This window comes from Thiohalocapsa sp. (assembly GCF_019695415.1).
Classification (GTDB): Bacteria; Pseudomonadota; Gammaproteobacteria; order Chromatiales; family Chromatiaceae; genus Thiohalocapsa.
Genome location: NZ_JAIFKJ010000409.1, coordinates 1 through 14,117 on the forward strand (window position 1 = coordinate 1; position 14,117 = coordinate 14,117).

10 protein-coding genes are annotated in these 14,117 nt (G+C 66.1%); 4 read left to right on the forward strand and 6 right to left on the reverse strand.

Features of this window, described 5'->3' with window-relative positions; genetic code table 11:
* Positions 1-198 precede the first annotated feature (198 nt).
* Positions 199-1,239, forward strand: a complete 1,041-nt coding sequence (locus I6U14_RS11635; RefSeq protein ID WP_296899498.1) for an NADP(H)-dependent aldo-keto reductase — start codon at positions 199-201, stop codon at positions 1,237-1,239.
* A gap of 76 nt (positions 1,240-1,315) precedes the next feature.
* On the opposite strand, the gene lgt is transcribed toward I6U14_RS11635, so the two are convergent.
* Positions 1,316-2,182, reverse strand: a complete 867-nt coding sequence (gene lgt / locus I6U14_RS11640) for a prolipoprotein diacylglyceryl transferase (protein ID WP_296899500.1) — start codon at positions 2,180-2,182, stop codon at positions 1,316-1,318.
* Between the two features lie 277 nt (positions 2,183-2,459).
* Between lgt and I6U14_RS11645 the strand changes: the two genes are divergently transcribed.
* Together I6U14_RS11645 and I6U14_RS11650 are read left to right on the forward strand one after the other, a co-directional pair.
* Positions 2,460-3,938 (forward strand): TldD/PmbA family protein, encoded by a 1,479-nt coding sequence (locus I6U14_RS11645; RefSeq protein WP_296899503.1) that lies wholly within the window; start codon positions 2,460-2,462, stop codon positions 3,936-3,938.
* On the forward strand, positions 3,935-5,254 hold the full coding sequence (locus I6U14_RS11650; protein WP_296899505.1) for a metallopeptidase TldD-related protein: 1,320 nt from the start codon (positions 3,935-3,937) through the stop codon (positions 5,252-5,254). Before I6U14_RS11645 ends, I6U14_RS11650 begins: the two co-directional genes overlap by 4 nt.
* 46 nt (positions 5,255-5,300) lie before the next feature.
* Here the strand turns inward: I6U14_RS11650 and ppa are convergent, their stop codons facing one another.
* From ppa to I6U14_RS11675, 5 genes are all read right to left on the reverse strand, one after another.
* On the reverse strand, positions 5,301-5,849 hold the full coding sequence (gene ppa / locus I6U14_RS11655; RefSeq protein ID WP_296899507.1) for an inorganic diphosphatase: 549 nt from the start codon (positions 5,847-5,849) through the stop codon (positions 5,301-5,303).
* Between the two features lie 171 nt (positions 5,850-6,020).
* Positions 6,021-8,105 carry a sodium-translocating pyrophosphatase gene (locus I6U14_RS11660; RefSeq protein ID WP_296899509.1) on the reverse strand — a complete coding sequence of 695 codons (2,085 nt, stop codon included), beginning with the start codon at positions 8,103-8,105 and terminating at the stop codon, positions 6,021-6,023.
* Positions 8,106-8,176: 71 nt separating this feature from the next.
* The gene (locus I6U14_RS11665) at positions 8,177-10,375 is read right to left on the reverse strand and encodes a sodium-translocating pyrophosphatase (RefSeq protein WP_296899511.1); all 2,199 of its coding nucleotides are present in this window, start codon (positions 10,373-10,375) and stop codon (positions 8,177-8,179) included.
* Between the two features lie 217 nt (positions 10,376-10,592).
* On the reverse strand, positions 10,593-11,369 hold the full coding sequence (locus tag I6U14_RS11670) for a hypothetical protein (RefSeq protein WP_296899513.1): 777 nt from the start codon (positions 11,367-11,369) through the stop codon (positions 10,593-10,595).
* Positions 11,370-11,713: 344 nt separating this feature from the next.
* Complete coding sequence (locus tag I6U14_RS11675) at positions 11,714-12,967, reverse strand: 6-phosphofructokinase (RefSeq protein ID WP_296899515.1); 1,254 nt, start codon at positions 12,965-12,967, stop codon at positions 11,714-11,716.
* Positions 12,968-13,335: 368 nt separating this feature from the next.
* Between I6U14_RS11675 and I6U14_RS11680 the strand changes: the two genes are divergently transcribed.
* The coding region (locus I6U14_RS11680) for an ERCC4 domain-containing protein (protein ID WP_296899516.1) at positions 13,336-14,117 on the forward strand (782 nt) is incomplete at its 3' end.

A 14,117-nucleotide genomic window follows, 5' to 3' on the forward strand; every position in this document is an offset into this window, starting at 1 on the left:
CCCACCACCATCTACACCACTCTATTCGTCGGCCGCGGCAGGTGTGTATAAGGGACAGACATCGTACCTCGCCCTCAGCCCGCAGCCCTCAGCCCTCAGCCCTTGACCCTTGGCCCTTGGCCCAAAAGCGCGCAGATTGCGCGGAGCCCCATCCCATAATCGACGCACCGACAGCGCCTTCCGACCAGGAACAAAGCCATGCAATACCGCCCCCTTGGACGCACCGACCTGAGCGTCAGCACGCTGTGCCTCGGCACCATGACCTTCGGCGAGCAGAACACCGCCACCGACGCCGCAGCGCAGCTGAACCGCGCCGTCGCCGCCGGCGTCAATTTCATCGATACCGCTGAGATGTACCCGGTGCCGCCCACGGCCGAAACAATGGGCCGCACCGAGGCGTACGTCGGCCGGTGGCTAGCCGAGCGCGGCGGCCGCGACAAGCTCATCATCGCGACGAAGGTCGCCGGCCCCGGCGACTGGCTGCCCTACATCCGCGGCGGCACCAACCGCCTGGACCGGCCCAATATCGAGCAAGCTTTGGAGGACAGCCTGCGCCGACTCGGCACCGACTACATCGACCTCTATCAGCTGCATTGGCCGGACCGGCAAACCAACTTCTTCGGCAAGCTCGGCTACGAGCACCCAGCGCAGGACACGAGCGTGCCGCTGCTCGAGACGCTGCAGGTACTGGGCGACCTGGTGCAGGCCGGCAAAGTGCGCCATGTGGGTATCTCCAACGAGACCCCCTGGGGCACGATGCGCTTTCTGGAGCTGGCCGACCGGTACGGCCTGCCGCGAATGGTGAGCATCCAGAACCCCTACAGCCTCTTGAACCGGACCTTCGAGATCGGCCTCGCCGAAGTGGCCATCCGTGAGCAGTGCGGGCTGCTTGCTTACTCGCCATTGGCCTTCGGCGCACTCAGCGGCAAATACCTGGACGGGCAGCGCCCGCCGAAGGGACGGCTCACGCTCTTCTCGCGCTTTACGCGCTACTCCAACGATCAGGCAGTGGCGGCAACAGCCGAGTACGTCGCTGTCGCCCGCAAGCACGGACTCGATCCAGCGCAGATGGCGCTCGCCTTCGTCACCAGTCGGCCCTTCGTGACCTCAAACATCATCGGCGCGACGACTCTGGAGCAGCTGGAGCAGAACCTGGCCAGCGCCGACTTGGAGCTGTCGGACGAAGTGCTGGCGGACATTGAAGCGGTGCACACGCGGCAGCCGAATCCGAGTCCCTGAGTCGAGGGCTGAGGGCTGAGGGAGGGAATTAGGCCACATACACCAAGAGCTGCGCCCTCAGGCCATGTAGCGTCTCTCAGCCGGAAGCGCCGTCCGCCGGTCTGCTAGCCCCCTGCAGGCCGTAGGCGACCGTCAGCAGGATGACGCCGGCCAGCAGCATGGGTAGTGTCAGCAGCTGGCCCATGGTGAGCCAGTCGAAGGCGAGATAGCCGATGTGGGCGTCCGGCTGGCGTACGAATTCAACCGCGAACCGGAACAGCCCGTACAACAACAGGAACAGGCCGGAGACTGCCATGGTTGGCCGAGGGCGGCTGGAGAACCACCAGAGCACGACAAAGAGCACCAGCCCTTCCAACCCCGCCTCGTAGAGCTGAGAGGGATGCAGCGGCGGGCTGAAGTCCGCCTCGGCAGGCAGGCCAACACAGTACTCTGGGAAACGTGCGCAGGGGAGCTGCATCGCCCAAGGCACCCAGGTGGCGTGGCCCCAGAGCTCGCCGTTGATGAAGTTGCCGATGCGCCCAGCGAAGAGTCCGAGCGGGACCAGCGGTGCTACGAAGTCACCGACCTGAAAAAATCGGAGCCGATACTTGCGCGCAAAGAGCCCGATGGCGATGAGCACGCCGATGAGGCCGCCGTGGAAGGACATACCGCCCTCCCAGACCTTCAGAACGTTGAGCGGATTGGCCAGAATCTGGTCATAGCCGTAGAAGAACATGTAGCCCAACCGCCCGCCGGCGATGACGCCGATGACGCTGTAGAAGACCACATCGTCCACCATAGCGGCGGTCCAGCCGGCGCCTGGCCCAGGACCAGGCCGCGACGCTCGCCAGCGGCCCAACAGCCACGCCGCGGCGAAGCCGATTAGGTACATAAGCCCGTACCAGTGGACCTTAAGGGGACCAAGCTGGAAGGCGACCGGGTCGATATTCGGATAGGTCAGCATGAGCGCGGATGTTAGCACGCGAGCCGGTGGCGGCCGGTGACCTTGCGGCGTAGGCCGGATGTCTGCCTCGTTTCTGAACGGAACCCTCGTCGTCGACACGAGAGTACCCGAAGCGCCGATCGACGAGCGGCGGCGGATGCCGCCTTGGGAACCTGCACCGAGGCGCAGAGGTCCCCATACTGACGGAGACAATCGAGCGCCCGCAGCAGCCTTGGCCCCCTAACCGGCGCCAAGCACCGGCCGCCGACCCCATAAGCCAAGCGTCACCACTGCATACATGAGCACAGCAACGACATTGCCCCCGGAGCCCCAACCGGACACACTGCGCACAATTGCGCGGCGCTTCGCCCACACAGCACCCCCTTGCGATTACTGGAGCCTACGCCTGGTAGACGAGGTGCACGAGGGTCTCGCCGTGCGCGACGACGTGGCCGAGCCCAGCAGCATCGGCGCGAGCCGCGGCGCCATGGTCACCCTGGTGGCGGACGGCGGCGTCGGCTATGCGGCCACCGCAGACCTCTCCTCCAGCGGGCTCGCCGCCGCCGCAGAGCGCGCCGCACGCTCCGCCGCGCTGCACGCCCGGCTCGGCCTGTTCGACGCCAGAGTCTTCCCCCGCACCAGCCTGCGCGTGGAGTACCAGAGCCACGTGGCGCAGCCATGGGACCAGATGACCCTCGCCGACAAGCTCGGCCTGCTCACCGAGGCCTGTGCGGGCATGGACCTCGGCGAGCGCGTCGTCGAGCGTGCCGCCTGGCTCGGCCACCACCGCGTGCACCAGCTGCTGGTGAGCAGCGACGGCGCCCATATCACCCAGACCTTGGAGCATGTGCACTCCGGGCTCGCCGCCACCGCGCACATCGCCGGCCAGACCCAGACCCGCACCGGCGGCGGCCGCGACCACCCCGGCCAGGGCGGACTGGAGCGCCTCGCGGCCACCACCTTGGTGGACGACGCCGAGCGCGTGGCGGCGGAGGCCGTCGCACTTTGTGAGGCACCCGAGTGCCCGAGCGGCCAAATGGACCTGCTGCTGCTGCCGAGCCAGATGACGCTGCAGATCCACGAGTCCATCGGCCACCCGCTGGAGCTCGACCGCATCCTGGGTGACGAGCGCAACTACGCCGGGCTGAGCTTCGTCACGCCGGATATGTTCGGCACCTATCGCTACGGCTCCTCGCTGCTCAACGTCACATTCGACCCGACCCTGCCGGGAGAGGTGGCAAGCTACGCCGCAGACGACGAAGGCCAGCCGGCGAAGCGCGTGCACCTGATCCGCGACGGCATCCTGGAGCGCCCGCTCGGCGGCGAGCTTTCGCAGCGCCGGGCGCGGCTCGCGGGCTCTGCCTGTGCCCGTGCCTCCGGCTGGGACCGCCCGCCCATCGACCGCATGGCCAACATCAACCTCGAGCCGAACGAGGAGGGGCTGGACGACATGATCGGCCGCGTCGAGCGCGGCGTGCTGATGGACACCAACCGCTCCTGGTCCATCGACGACAGCCGCAACAAGTTCCAGTTCGGCTGCGAGCTGGGCCGGCGCATCGAGGACGGTGAGCTCAAGGGCCTGGTGCGCAATCCTGGCTACCGTGGCGTCTCCGCACATTTCTGGCGCAGTCTCGACGGCGTCGGCGGCCGTGAGACCCTGGAAGTCCGCGGCGTGCGCAACTGCGGCAAGGGCGAGCCCAACCAGTCCGTGTACGTAGGCCATGCCTCGCCGCCGTGCCTGTTCCGGAACATCGACGTGTTCGGAGGTGGCCTATGAGACCCGAAGCCTTCTTCCAGCTCTTCGAGGCACTTCAGGCGGGGCTCGGCGGAGAGGAGATCCTGTTCGCGGGCCTCGGGGGCGAGCGCTCCGAGTTCGTGCGCCTCAATCAGAACCGCGTGCGCCAAGCGGGCAGCGTCAACGCCGCAGACCTCGGGCTCACGTTGATCCGGCATGGCCACCAAGTGGAGGGCAGCTGTCCGCTCGGCGGCGACAACGAGGTCGACCTCGCCCGGGCGCAGGTGCTCCTCCGCCGACTGCGCGAGCGCATCGCCCATGTGCCGGAGGACCCCTATCTGCAATACAGCACGGAGCCTGCAAGCTCCGAGCGTTGCATCGACGCCGATTTGCCGAGCAGCGAAGAGGCCATCGGCACGCTGACGGATCTCGCTGACGGGCTTGATCTGGTGGGCATCTGGGCCGCCGGCGGCGTCATGGAGGGGCTCGCCAGCTCGCTCGGCCATCGCCACTGGCACGAGAGCCGGAGCTTCAACCTGGACTGGTCCTGCTACCTAGACCGAGACAAGGCCGTGAAGGCCAGCTACTCCGGGTTCGACTGGCAGCCGGACGTGCTCGCCCACAAAGTCAACCAGCAGCGCGCGGAGCTCTCAGTGCTGGGTCACCCAGAGCGGCGCATCGAGCCGGGCCGTTATCGTGCTTACCTGGCGCCGGCGGCCTTGGCCGAGCTTATGGACCTGCTCGCCTGGGGCGGTTTCGGGCTCCGCGACCACCGCACCCAGCAGACGCCGCTGCTCAGGCTCGCCACCGGCGAAACCCAGTTGAGCCCGTTGCTGACGGTGATCGAAGAGCACAGGCGCGGCCTTGCGCCCGCCTTCACCGGCGAGGGCTTCGTCAAGCCGGATCAGGTCTCGCTCATCGAGGAGGGCTGGTATCAGGACTGTCTGGCGGACGCCCGCAGCGCCAAGGAATATGACACGGTCGTCAATGCCGCCGCCGAGTACCCCGAGTCGCTCGCCATCGCCCCGGGCGATCTCGCCACCGCCGACGCCTTACGCCAGCTCGACACCGGCATCCTTATCGGCAACCTCTGGTACTGCAATTGGTCGGACCGCAATGCCTGCCGAATGACGGGCATGACCCGCTTCGGCACCTTCTGGGTGGAGCACGGCGAGCCCGTTGCACCGCTGGCGGTGATGCGCTTCGACGATAGCCTGTACCACCTACTTGGCGACCGGCTGGAGGGTCTGACCCGCGAGCGCGAGCTGCTGCTCTCGGCGGAGACCTACGACGGCCGAAGCACGGACAGCGCTTTGATGCCCGGCGCCCTGGTGAGCGGTGTCGATTTGACGCTGTAGACCCGAACCGCGCCGGCGGCGTGCTGCGGTGCAGGCCGGCGGGTCGTTAGAAATGCGGCTTCTCGGGCGCGTCGTCGTACATTGCGACGCTTGCCATAATCTCTTCGCGGGCCTCTTCGCGTCCGCCCCACCCATCGACGCGCACCCACTTGCCCTCGTCCAGGTCCTTGTAGTGCTCGAAAAAGTGGGCGATCTGATCCAACAGGTGCGGCGGCATGTCGCGGAAGCTGGTGATATTTCGGTAGCCCTTAAAGAGCTTGTCGACAGGGAGCGCCAGAATCTTGGCATCATCGCCGGACTCGTCGGTCATCTTCAGCACACCAATGGGCCGGCACTGGATGACTGAGCCCGGAATCAACGGGTAGGGCGTTACCACCATCACATCCACCGGATCGCCGTCCGCAGACAGGGTGTGGGGCACATAGCCATAGTTGCACGGATAGTGCATGGCGGTGGACATGAACCGGTCCACGAACATGGCTCCCGTTTCCTTGTCCATCTCGTACTTGACCGGTTCGGAGTGGGACGGGATCTCGATAATGACATTGATCTCGTTTGGAATGCGGTCGCCGCGGGTGACACGCTGGATATCCATCGGGAGGCTCCTCAGTAGGTTAATGGCTGTCCGAGGTCTGCAGGTGCAGAGACCTGAAGACGGAACAGAGGGGCCGCGCAGTTTAACGCAGGTGCAGCAAAGCTGCCGATGCGGCGATCAGGGCGAGCCGGCTGCCGCCAGAGCACCTCGGCCGATTAAAACGGCTCGGCTTCAAACGATGATTGGAACCAGCAACAGGGCCACGATGTTGACGATCTTGATCACGGGATTCACCGCGGGACCGGCCGTGTCCTTGTATGGATCGCCTACGGTGTCGCCCGTGATGGACGCCTTGTGTGCCTGCGAGCCAGGCCCACCGAAGTTCCCCTTCTCGATGAGCTTCTTGGCGTTGTGCCAAGCGCCGCCGCCTGCGGTCATGGAGACTGCAACGAAGAGGCCGGTAACAATGGTACCGATAAGCATGCCGCCGAGCGCCAAGGCCCCTGCATCTCCGCCCATGAGCCACTGCATACCGAAGGCGACGACCATGGGTATCAGCACGGGCAGCAGGGAAGGAACAACCATCTCCTTGATGGCTGCGCGCGTCAACAGGTCGACGGGGCGGCTGTAATCCGGCTTTTGGGTTGCATCCATAATCCCAGGCATGGTCCTGAGCTGCCGGCGCACTTCGTTGACGATCTCGCCGGCAGCCCGGCCCACCGCCTCCATAGCCAGGGCCGCGAACAAGTAAGGAACCAGCGCACCGACCAAGAGGCCGATCAAGACCGCCGGGTCATCCAAACGGAAAGGCAGGCTCCGGCCCGCCTCTGCGAGCAGCTTCGTGAAGTCCGCAAAGAGCACCAGTGCCGCGAGCCCGGCGGAGCCGATGGCATAGCCCTTGGTCACGGCCTCGGTGATGTTGCCGACGGCGTCGAGCCGATCGGTGACCCGGCGGACGTCCTCATCCATCTCAGCTAACTGGGCGATGCCGCCGGCGTTATCCGTAATCGGTCCGTAGGCATCCAACGCAAGGATCATACCCGTCAAGCTGATCATCGCCGTGGCGGCGATCGCAATCCCATAGAGGCCGGCCATGGTATAGGCGCCCCAGATCGCCAAGCAAATGACGATCACGGGCGCCGCCGTCGCCTTCATGGAGATGCCGAGACCCGCAATGACGTTGGTGGCGTGGCCGGCGGTGGATGCCTTGGCAATGAACCGAACCGGCCCATAATCGGTGCCGGTGTAGTACTCGGTGATGACGACCATCAAGCCGGTGAGGCCGAGCCCGACACCGGCGGCCCCGAGGATGCCCCAGCGGCTCACGACCTCGCCAGTGGACGGCAGCGCGAGCGTGGGCGGCAACATCAGCCAGGTGATTGGAATGAAGAGTAGGAAGGCGATGACGCCGGCCGCGGTGAGTCCCTTGTATAGAAGGGCCATGATGCGGGCCTCGCCGTCATCCTTGGCCTCGACGAAATAGGTACCGGCAACGGAGGCGAGGAGCGACACCCCGCCCAACACCAACGGATAGACGATGAGGGTTGCGGCATGCTCGCGGAGGAGCAGCCCGCCCAGCAGCATGCTGGCTACCATGGTGACGGCGTAGGTCTCGAACAGGTCGGCGGCTGTGCCTGCGCAGTCGCCTACGATGTCTCCTACGTTGTCAGCGATGACCGCCGGATTCCGGGGGTCGTCCTCCGGAATTCCGGCCTCGATCTGGCCCACCAGATCAGCGCCCACATCGGCGCCTTTGGTGAAGAGACCCCCGCCGAGACGCGCGAAAATGGAGATCAGCGAGCCGCCGAGGGCCAGCCCGATGAGCGCCCTTAGCGCATCCAGCTGAGCGTCCGTGTCCGTCGGGTCGGCAGGCGCCAGCCACAGGTAATACCCGGCGACGCCGAGCAGCGCGAGGCCCGTCGCCAGCAGCCCCGTGACGGCGCCGCCCCGGAAAGCTACCTCCAGCGCTACCCCCAAGCCATTGCGAGCCGCGTTCGCGGTGCGCACGTTGGCGCGCACCGAGATCAGCATACTGATGTAGCCCGCGGCACCCGAGAGCACTGCCCCGATGAGGAAGCCGATCCCCGTCTCAATGCCGAAGGTATACGACAACGCCGCCGTCATGAGCAGGCCCACCAGCGTGAGGGCCAGATACTGGCGGTTCAGGTAAGCGGAAGCGCCTTCCTGGATGGCGCCGGCGATCTGCCGCATCTGCTCATTGCCCTGGGGCTGGGCCAGGACCCACAGCATGGACACCGCGCCGTAGCCCACAGCGACGAAAGCGCACAGGACGGCGAAGACCGAGCCCAGGGACATCGAGTCGTTATCTCCTCAGCATATCGGGACCTCCATCCGCCGAGCCAGCGCGCTCTCGCATAGGGGCGACGTCAAAGCAGCGAATACGAGATCGTCACGCCGGTCATGACGATGGCCACGATACTCATCAGCTTGATGAGAATATTCAGGCTGGGACCGGAGGTGTCCTTGAAGGGATCGCCGATGGTGTCGCCGATGACCGAGGCTCGGTGCGCCACCGAGTTCTTACCACCGTGGTGGCCGGCCTCGATGTACTTCTTGGCGTTGTCCCAGGCGCCGCCGGCGTTGGACAGGAAGACCGCGAGCGCAAAACCCGTGGCGAGACCGCCCACCAGCAAGCCTACGACGCCGGCAACGCCGAACAGCAAGCCCACCAGCACGGGTGCGGCGATGGCGATGAGGGACGGCAGGATCATCTCCCGCTGCGCACCAACGGTGGAGATGGCAACACAGCGCTCGTAGTCTGGATCAGCCTCGCCGCGCAGGATGCCCGGGTTGTCACGGAACTGCCGACGCACCTCCTCCACCATCAGCTGCGCCGCACGGCCCACGGCAAGCACCGTGAGTCCGCTGAAGGCGAAGGCCACCATCGCACCGAGAAACAGGGCGATCAGTACCACCGGATTCAGCAGCGTGACGTTGTAGAAAGCCATGAACTCCAACAGGCTCGCATCCGCGGTGGCCACGGTCATGCCGTCCGGCAGTGCCAGACTCGTGACACCCGCGGCGATGAGGTCGATGCGGATGACTTCCACATAGGATGCGATCAGCGCCAGCGCCGTCAGCGCCGCGGAGCCAATGGCAAAGCCCTTGCCGGTGGCGGCGGTGGTATTGCCTAAGGAGTCCAGCGCATCGGTGCGCTCGCGCACCTCGGGGCCAAGGCCACTCATCTCCGCGTTGCCGCCAGCGTTGTCCGCTATGGGGCCGTAGGCGTCGCTCGCGAGCGTGATGCCGAGTGTGGAAAGCATGCCAACGGCTGCGATGGCGACACCGTAGAGCCCGTGGCCCATCTGCGTGACGTCGAAGCCGGCAGCGAACAGGAACGCCAGCAAGGTGCCGGCGACCACCGCCAACACAGGCGGGATGCTGGAGAGCATGCCGACACCGATGCCGGCGATGACCGTCGTCGCCGCGCCGCCTTCGGCGGCGCGGGCGATGCTGCGGGTGGGCCGATAGGTCGGCGAGGTGAAGTATTCCGTGGAACGACCGATGACGATGCCGGTCACCAAGCCTGTCACCACCGCGGCCCAGATGCCCCAGGTATTCTCGATGCCGAGCAGCCAGAGCACGCCGGCGGCTGCGACGACGATCAGCGCGGCGCTGACATTGATGCCGCGGGACAGGGCCCCCAGCAGCTCGCGCTGATCTGCCCCTTCCCGCGTCTTCACCAGATACACCCCGAGCACCGACAGCAGGATGCCGATGCCGGCGATGGCAAGCGGCGCCACCACGGCCTTGAGCTGCATGGCGGGCTCGGTCACATAGGCCGCCGCGCCCAGCGCGCAGGCGGCGAGGATGGAGCCGCAGTAGGACTCGAACAGGTCCGCGCCCATGCCGGCCACGTCGCCGACGTTATCGCCTACGTTGTCTGCGATGACGGCCGGGTTGCGCGGGTCGTCCTCCGGGATACCGGCCTCCACTTTGCCGACGAGGTCCGCGCCGACGTCGGCGGCCTTGGTGTAGATGCCGCCGCCCACACGGGCGAAGAGCGCCTGCAGCGACGCGCCCATGCTGAAGGTCAGCACCGTGGTGGTCACCAACACAAGCCTGGCCCCCTCCGCACCGACATCGCCCGGCGTAAACAGATTCACCAGGACGAACCAGAACACCAGGTTGGCGAGCCCAAGGCCGACCACGACGAGGCCCATCACGGCACCGCTGCGGAAGGAGATCCGCAACGCCTTTCCCAGAGAGGACTGCGCCGCCGCCGTCGTCCGGGTGGAGGCACGCGTGGCCGTCTGCATGCCGAAATAGCCGGCCAGTGCCGAGAAAAAGCCGCCGAAGACGAATGTGATCGGCAGCCAGGCGTTCTGGATGCCAAGACCATAGGCGAGGTAGGCGAAGATGCCGGCCACCACCGCGAACACCGCAACCATGATCTTGTACTGCTGGCGCAGATACGCCATGGCGCCGTTGCGCACATGGCCACCGATGGTGCGCATTTTGTCGGTGCCCTCGTCCTCGGCCTGCATCTCCTTGTAAAAACGCCAGGCGAAGACCATGGCGACGATGGCGGCAATCGGGGCGATCCAGAATACGGGCTCAGTCATGACATCATTACCGCTGATGTGATCGGACCATTGGCTGCGTCGTAAGGCCGGTCACGCGCCGTCCGCGGCCGCGCCAGCACAAGGCTCGGGGCTTACGGCCCCGGGCTGCTGTGCACCCGATACGCCTCGCAGGCGCCGGGCAGCACCAGGCGTCCTGCCCGGTGCGGTTATCCAAAAACCTCAGGGTGAAGGGCCACCGCGGCGTGGGCGGCTTTTTCTAGTCGAAGCGCGTCACCTGCGCGGAGCGCCACCAGTCGTAATGCTTGGACTCCAGCTCTTCGTGGCTTGGGAAGGGATAGTAGGCGAATTCCTCATGGTCGCCGACATAGAAGCCGCGCTCTACCATGCGGTAGATGATGCCCTGCTTCACTTGCCGCATCACGAGCTTGCTGTCTTTCGTGTTGTGCTCGAAGTCCAACAGCACGTCCCGCAGGTGGCCGACGGCGGGGTAGGGGAGGTCATCGGCGTTGCCACGGCCGGGGTCGCTCCACAGCTCGCCGAGCTTCAGCTCGGCGAAGGCAATGCGCGGGACGTTCACCGGGTGCTGCGGATCGGTGATGGAGGTGCAGAAATCGTGCGGCTCCAGCCGGCTCGCCACCAGCGGCCGCACCGGGCAGAACTCCTGGTAGAGGTGCAGGGAGTGGGCGCTGTCCGCCGTGTACTCGCCGCGGGTAAGCTCTAGTGTGCGCCCGTCGTCAGTAACCAGGTAGAGGTTGCGGAGCGCCGAGACGGGTACCCGCGCCAGGGCGGTGTAGATGCCGAGGTACACCGACGACTTAGGGGCGCCGCTCGGCTGGGTGACGCAACGCTCATCCGCCAGTTGAAAGGGAAAGTCACCACCGCGGAAGGATGGATCCACCTCGAAGAATATGGCCTGGTCGTGGGCGTGCAGGTCGCGCCCCACTGCGTAGTAGGTGCCGAACGCCGCGGGCTCCAATTGCGAGGCGATCAGCGCCTCCGGGATCAGCGACAGGTACAGCCGATAATCGCTCATCGATACCCCCGTGGGACTACGCCGATGGGAATGCGAGACCAAGCGCCCGCGCTCGCGACTACGCTAACGGAAATGCGTGCGCTTTGCAGCAACGGATTTGTGACGGTGGCGGCCAGCAGAGGTGTCACAGGCCCAAACAGTTCAGCTCACCCCACCGGGAAGTTGACGCTCGCCCGCCGCCCCTACCTCGACGATGGTCTCTCTCAAACCTTCGCACTCGCAGGCTGCCCAGGCTCGGTCCGCAGAAGTGTCCGGCATGGCTCCGGTCCCCGTCGATCCTGGGCCGCTGCTCAGCACCGCGCCGGGCTTGGTCCTTCGGACCGACAGGCGCACGATCGGAATGATTAGACCTCGAACGGGTCGAGCTTCTTCGGCACGGCCTTGTTCTCGAGTGTCACGTACTTGGGTAGACCGTTCTCGTAGGGCGGATAGTCCTCGCCCGAGATCAGCGGGTACAGATACTCGCGGCACCGGTCCGTGATGCCGTAGCCATCCTCGCTGATGAAGTCCCGGGGCATGAACTTCTCGACGTTGGCCACCTCCGAGAGCGGCGCCTCGCCGATCTCCCAAACGTACGGATCGGACGACTTGCGCACCACCGTCGGCATAATGGCGTTGTGGCCCTGCAGCGCGTACTCGACGCCGGCCTTGCCGAGCGCGTAGGCCTGCTCCACGTCCGACTTCGAGGCAAGATGCCGCGCGGCGCGCTGGAGATAGTCCGCCACTGCCCAGTGGAACTTGTAGCCCAGCGCCTCCTTGACCATGTTGGCCACCACCGGCGCCGCACCGCCGAGCTGGGCATGGCCGAACGCGTCTTTCGTACCCTGCTCGGCCAGGAAGCGCCCGTCTGGCCAGTGGCAGCCTTCTGAGACGACAACGCTGCAATAGCCGTGCGCCTCCACCTTCGCCTTCACCGCGGCCATGAATTTGTCCTGGTCGAACTCGATCTCCGGGAACAGGGTCACCACCGGGATGCCCTGGTCCGCCACCAGTGCGCCCGCGGCGGCGATCCAGCCCGCATGGCGCCCCATGACCTCCAGCACGAAGAGCTTGGTGGAGGTCGCGCACATGGAGCGCACGTCGAAGCTCGCCTCCAGCGTGGACGTGGCGATGTACTTGGCGACGCTGCCGAAGCCAGGGCAGTTGTCGGTGATGGGCAGGTCGTTGTCTACCGTCTTGGGCACGTGGATGGCCTGCACCGGGAAGCCCATCTTCTCCGACAGCTGGCTCACTTTGTAACAGGTGTCCGCGGAGTCGCCGCCGCCGTTGTAGAAGAAGTAGCCGATGTCGTGGGCCTTGAAGACCTCGATCAGACGCTCGTACTCACGCCGGTTGGCCTCCAGGCTCTTCAGCTTGTAGCGGCACGAGCCGAAGCCGCCGGAGGGCGTGTACCGCAGGGCAGCGATGTTCTCCGCGGACTCCTGGCCGGTGTCGATGAGGTCTTCGGTGAGGGCGCCGATGATGCCGTTGCGCCCGGCATAGACGTTGGCGATCTTGTCCTGATGCTGCCGGGCGGTCTCGATGACGCCGCAGGCGGAGGCGTTGATCACGGCCGTCACACCGCCGGATTGGGCGTAGAAGGCGTTCTTCGCGGTCATGGTTGTCCCCTCTCGTGTTCTCCGCTGACGCGGTTGTGGCTGCTTCAGGCGCTGGCTTGCCCGCGGTCTGCCCCGGCGGTCGGCCTACGGCGCAAGCCTACAAAAACACCGATGCGCGCGCATCGAAATCACACTGATGGGTCCATTGAACGGCTCGATTCCGCGCCGCGGAGACGCATGGAAAATGGCCATGCTGCGATGCGTGCCTGCCCGGTGATCCCTGCCCTGATCTTGGACCGCCCGGGTATTCTAGGGAGAGTCCGTTTGAGTCGGCCGTCCCGGACAGAAAGCGGTGCGGGAGACGCGGAGACATTGGCGTCTCTGTTCGAGTAAGTTGCAGCAACGACCGACCGGCCCCAGAGATACCTATGCATCCCGGCCAAGACCCCATCCAGATCATTGCCGACGACCGCGAGCCCGCGGACGCCGTCGTCGCGATGCTGCGGCGGCAACCCGACGTAGTCCTGCGCATCGAGCGCCTGCCCGTGGGCGATTATCTTGTCGACGATGGCTTGCTGTTCGAGCGCAAGACCCTGCCCGACCTCGCCCAATCCATCCAGGACGGGCGCTTGTTCAGCCAGGCGCTGCGGCTGGCGAAGGCCAAGCAGCGCACCGCGCTGGTGCTCGAAGGCCGCGGGCGCGATCTCGCCGCGAGTCGGATGCGCCGCGAGGCCATCCAGGGCGCACTCGCTATGCTGACGCTGGAAATCGGCATTCCGATCCTGCGCAGCGCCGACGCCGCCGAGACCGCCGGTCTGATGCTCATCGCAGCGCGCCAGCGGCGGGCCGTCGTCAGCGGCGCCCTGCCACGCCACGGCCACCGCCCGCGGGGCAAGCGCCGACTGCAAACCCATATCCTGCAGGGCCTACCCGGCGTCGGACCGGCTCGGGCGCAGCACCTCATCGAGCGCTTCGGCAGCGTCGAGGCCGTGGTTTCGGCGTCCGCGTCCGAGCTTGCGGAGGTCACGGGCATCGGCAACGGCACAGCGACGGCGATCAGCTGGGCCGTCGAGGCGCAGGAAGCGGCCTACGGAGCCTGGGAGGTGTGGAATAAAGCCCGCATACGCTGCCCGGCCGTAACACCCCCTGCCGAGGCGCTCCACTCGGAGATGGAGAAGGACAGACTTGAACGGCACGCGGGGGGGCGGCG

Excerpts from the sequence above, each read along its gene's own strand:
- I6U14_RS11635 (WP_296899498.1), top strand. The coding sequence starts at position 199 with ATGCAATACCGCCCCCTTGGACGCACCGACCTGAGCGTCAGCACGCTG.
- lgt (WP_296899500.1), bottom strand. The coding sequence starts at position 2,182 with ATGCTGACCTATCCGAATATCGACCCGGTCGCCTTCCAGCTTGGTCCC.
- I6U14_RS11645 (WP_296899503.1), top strand. The coding sequence starts at position 2,460 with ATGAGCACAGCAACGACATTGCCCCCGGAGCCCCAACCGGACACACTG.
- I6U14_RS11650 (WP_296899505.1), top strand. The coding sequence starts at position 3,935 with ATGAGACCCGAAGCCTTCTTCCAGCTCTTCGAGGCACTTCAGGCGGGG.
- ppa (WP_296899507.1), bottom strand. The coding sequence starts at position 5,849 with ATGGATATCCAGCGTGTCACCCGCGGCGACCGCATTCCAAACGAGATC.
- I6U14_RS11660 (WP_296899509.1), bottom strand. The coding sequence starts at position 8,105 with ATGTCCCTGGGCTCGGTCTTCGCCGTCCTGTGCGCTTTCGTCGCTGTG.
- I6U14_RS11665 (WP_296899511.1), bottom strand. The coding sequence starts at position 10,375 with ATGACTGAGCCCGTATTCTGGATCGCCCCGATTGCCGCCATCGTCGCC.
- I6U14_RS11670 (WP_296899513.1), bottom strand. The coding sequence starts at position 11,369 with ATGAGCGATTATCGGCTGTACCTGTCGCTGATCCCGGAGGCGCTGATC.
- I6U14_RS11675 (WP_296899515.1), bottom strand. The coding sequence starts at position 12,967 with ATGACCGCGAAGAACGCCTTCTACGCCCAATCCGGCGGTGTGACGGCC.